The sequence below is a fragment of the Magnetovibrio blakemorei genome (assembly GCF_001746755.1).
Taxonomy (GTDB): Bacteria; Pseudomonadota; Alphaproteobacteria; order Rhodospirillales; family Magnetovibrionaceae; genus Magnetovibrio; species Magnetovibrio blakemorei.
Genome location: NZ_MCGG01000073.1, coordinates 1 through 3,525, shown reverse-complemented (window position 1 = coordinate 3,525; position 3,525 = coordinate 1). Strand labels below are relative to the sequence as shown.

Genomic DNA, 3,525 nt, shown 5'->3' with positions numbered 1-3,525 from the left:
TAATGTTGAATTATATGGAGGCAGGCGGAAAAATCTACATTTCAATTGTACAATCTGTGAGATTAGTTTTGTGAGGTCCCAGCGCGTGTTGCGCGGAAAATCAACGTCAGCTTGACATGAAAAAGCCCCGCTCAACCGAGCGGGGCTTTTTTGAACCATCTTGATGCAAAAAAAAGCGTTTGCTTAATTCGCTTTGAGATATTCGATGATCGCGGCGCGGTCTTCCGCGTCTTTGATTTTGACGACCATAGTGGTGGCTTTGCCGATAAACTTCTTCGGGTCTTCGATCCAAGCGCTGAGGTTGGCTTCGTCCCATGTGATATCAACATCTTTGAGGGCTTTGTATTTTTTGAAGTCTTGCTGCCCGGCCTTTTTGCCGACGATGCCTGCCAAAGATGGGCCAATGTTGTGTTTGCCGGCTTCAAGGGCGTGACATTTCTTGCATTGTTTTTTGAACAAGGATTCGCCGTCATCGGCCATGGAAGTGGCAGGAGCAATGGCGGCTAAGCAAGCGATTACGGTGGCGATGCGGATAGACTTCATGGGGGTTCTCCAAGAGTTGTGATATTCCAACAATGACGGCTCGTCGCATGCGGACCATATGACGCGACTACCAAGGTACATTAATGCCGGATTATATGAAGGTGCGCGGAAAAATCTACACTTCAATTGTACAAATTGCGAGATTTGTCTTGTTGGACCACAACGCTTGAAGAGGAGGGGGCAACGTCAGTTAGACATGAAAAAGCCCCGCTCAACCGAGCAGGGCCTTTTTGAACCATCTTGATGCAAAAAAAAGCGTTCGCTTAATTCTCTTTGAGATATTCAATGATTGCAGCGCGTTCGTCTTCTTTTTTGACCTTAACGGTCATGGCGGTGGGCTTGCCGATGAACTTTTTCGGGTCTTCAATCCATTCGGCGAGATTTGCCTCATCCCAGCTGAAATCAGCGCCTTTCAAAGCTTTGTACTTCGAGAAGTCGGTAGAACCTGCTTGGCGGCCAATGACGCCAGCCAAGGACGGGCCGGTCTTGTGCTTGCCAGCTTCAACCGTATGACAGGTGCTGCACTTCTTCTTGAACAGTTTAGCGCCATCGTCGCTGCTGGCCATTGCAGAGCCGCTGGAAGCAGCGATCGCTGCTGCAATGCTAAGCGCGAGAATTTTCGAGGTGTTCATATTGATGCGTCTCCGTTGCATTTTAGTGTAAATCAATCCCTGTACGTCTTGGGGCCTTGTACCCCATTTACCCCCCACTTGGCAAGTCTAGCGCTGGAAGAGCATTGAAAATACAGTGTTACATGGGTACATTGTAATGAAAACAAGGTAAAACAACCATATTTTTTATGGCATACGACTGATTTCATACCAAATGGCGTAGTCGCGACGGTAATTTTGCAATGCAGTCCATGCACTCGCAAAATCTTCGTCTTTTTGGGCTCGATCGCGCACGACCTCTTTCCAGGCATCTTGCAGGTCGCGCAAGATGTTTTCCGGCCAACGTCGTACTTGAACGCCATCCAGACTCAAGGTTTTCAGGGCCTCAAACTGTTGGGCGTCCGCCTGGGTGAGGGAGCGGCGCACGTTGTCGCCGCAAACCGTTTCGATCGCCATTTGCTCCGGGCCAGAGAGGACGGACCACGCCTGTGTATTGATCGCCAGGGCAAACAGCGTTACGGGCTGGTGCCAGCCTGGAAAGTAATAATTGCGGGCAAATTTCTGAAAGCCGATGGGCAAATCGATACTGGGTAATGAATATTCGGCGCCGTCCAATTGGCCCTGTTCGAATTGAGACAAAGTGTGACCTGCGTCAAGGCGTTGGACGTTTGCCCCCAGTTTTGCCAAAACTTCCCCACCCAGTCCAAAGGCACGAATGTTGAGACCTTTGAAGGCTTCGGTGCTGCGCACGGGAGCGCGATACCAGCCTGAGGCTTCAGGCGGGAGCGCGCCACACAAAATGGCATGCACACCTTTTTTGCTCATGGCCGCTTCAAACAGCGCACGCCCACCATTTTTGCCGTCTTGGTAGTACCAAGACAAGAGTTCTTGCGCTGGTGGGCCAAATGGAATGGCGGTGAACAATTGCAAAATTGGGGAATCTTCATCCCATTGCTCAGGTGTGGCAAAGACGCCATCGACGGTGCCGGATTTGACGGCGTTAAAGGTGTCGGCGGTTTCGACCAAAATGCCTGGATCATAGACGGTGACACCCAGTCGCCCGCCTGTGGCGGCGGGCAGCAAGGTTTGCAGATGTTTGGGCAATTCTCCCAAAATCGGCGTTTTGGCGGGATAGAGGCTGATGACGCGCAGATATTTGGTCGGAGCGGAAAGCGTGGTTCGCTTCTTTGCCGGGGCCTCTTTGGGAGCAGAGGGCCGCTTGGGGGCTATCGCAAGTGTTTCTAAGGTGCTGGTGGGGTTGGGGGCTGATCCAGTCTCGGTTCCTGATTCCGAACCTGTTATCGGTCCCGTTTCTGAAATCGTCGCAGACGCAGAGCGGGCTTCTTCAAGACGCGGCGCAACTACGGTCGCGCCAATCATAACGCCGACGACCACGCCGATGACAATGCCAATGATGGTGTTGCGCATGCGTTGCCTTACCCCAAACCAGGAAAACCCGGTGATTGCAGCTTGTCAATTTCCCTAAGGATAGCAGTGTGACCCCGGTCTGGGAAAGAGGTGAGTCATTCTAGGGTCAGAACTCATTAACCTTTCAGTGATTCAATAGCTTGAAGCTCAAAAAGGAGATTTTCAGGCTATGAAGTGCAATTTCTGGCTCTCTGACGAACAATTTTCACTGATTGAACCGCATTTACCTTACCGTGCCGCCGGCAAGCGTCGCAAGGATGATCGGCGCATTATCAGTGGTATCATTCATGTTCTGCAATCCGGTTGCCGTTGGCAGGATTGTCCGCCGGAATACGGACCATCGACGACGGTTTACAACCGTTATAACCGCTGGTCGCAGAAAGGGATCTGGCAGTACATGTTTGCGGAACTGACGGCAGCCCTGTCGGGAACACCAGAACAAATCTCCATCGACGCCTCTCATGTCAAAGCCCACCGTTGCGCTGGCGGCGGAAAAGGGGGGCTTCTGCTCAGGCCATCGGTCGCACAAAAGGAGGTCGCAACACCAAGGTTCATGCCATAAGCGACGAGCAATGCCGCCCTCTGGCCTTTTACCTGACACCTGGTCACGTCCACGATATCAAGGGCGCTGTCATGCTCGGCGCATCACTGCCAAACACCCGATACCTGCTCGCCGATAAAGCCTATGACGCCGATCATTGGAGGGACTACCTGAAATCCCAACGTATCCTGCCGGTGATCCCAAACAAGTCCAACAGAAAGCAGCCGCACCCGTTCAACAAGGCCCGATACAAAGGACGCAACGTCATTGAGAGAATGTTTGGCCGTCTTAAGGACTTCCGTCGCATTGCCACGCGATACGACAAGAATGCTGAAAACTTTCTCGCTGCACTATGCCTCGCAGCACTCATTTGCTACTGGATTTGAATGAGTCTGGACCCTA

At 51.9% G+C, this 3,525-nt stretch carries 4 protein-coding genes; 1 reads left to right on the top strand and 3 read right to left on the bottom strand.

The window, feature by feature from the left end:
* Nucleotides 1–183 precede the first annotated feature (183 nt).
* The 3 genes from BEN30_RS16070 to BEN30_RS16060 all read right to left on the bottom strand — a co-directional run bounded on the left by BEN30_RS16070 (nt 184) and on the right by BEN30_RS16060 (nt 2,582).
* Complete coding sequence (locus BEN30_RS16070) at nt 184–543, bottom strand: c-type cytochrome (protein WP_069959078.1); 360 nt, start codon at nt 541–543, stop codon at nt 184–186.
* A 263-nt stretch (nt 544–806) separates the two neighbouring features.
* Nucleotides 807–1,175: a c-type cytochrome gene (locus tag BEN30_RS16065; RefSeq protein ID WP_170827076.1), complete on the bottom strand. Its 369-nt coding sequence runs from the start codon at nt 1,173–1,175 to the stop codon at nt 807–809.
* Between the two features lie 165 nt (nt 1,176–1,340).
* Nucleotides 1,341–2,582, bottom strand: coding sequence for a TRAP transporter substrate-binding protein (locus BEN30_RS16060; RefSeq protein ID WP_069959077.1), 1,242 nt, complete (start codon nt 2,580–2,582; stop codon nt 1,341–1,343).
* Between the two features lie 169 nt (nt 2,583–2,751).
* Between BEN30_RS16060 and BEN30_RS18090 the strand changes: the two genes are divergently transcribed.
* A protein-coding gene (locus BEN30_RS18090; protein WP_211563440.1) for an IS5 family transposase occupies nt 2,752–3,509 on the top strand; the annotation gives its coding sequence in 2 pieces (ribosomal slippage) (nt 2,752–3,085 and nt 3,085–3,509; 759 coding nt in all).
* Nucleotides 3,510–3,525 lie beyond the last annotated feature (16 nt).